We start from the raw sequence: 230 nt of genomic DNA on the forward strand, positions 1-230 counted from the left end.
CTTCAATATCGCTTTCACTCGCTACACTTTCATTATCATCGCCAACAATATAAGAGGCAGAGCTAACCCGTTTAGAATCCTCAATATTGCCCTCAAATAAAGAATTCATATACTGGGTGAGCGCGCGCATGACATTAATAACCCGCTCGATCTTTTGGCGGTGAATATCTTGATACTGCATAATATCCATAGCCTGCATAGAAGAATCCAAACACCCTTCAGCTTTTTCT

Annotated in this window: 1 pseudogene; it reads right to left on the reverse strand. The window is 40.9% G+C overall.

Features of this window, described 5'->3' with window-relative positions:
• Positions 1 to 230 (reverse strand): annotated as a pseudogene (locus KCO92_RS07305) (protein phosphatase CheZ); the annotation flags it as partial.

The sequence above is a fragment of the Helicobacter salomonis genome, from assembly GCF_017979425.1.
GTDB lineage: Bacteria > Campylobacterota > Campylobacteria > Campylobacterales > Helicobacteraceae > Helicobacter > Helicobacter salomonis.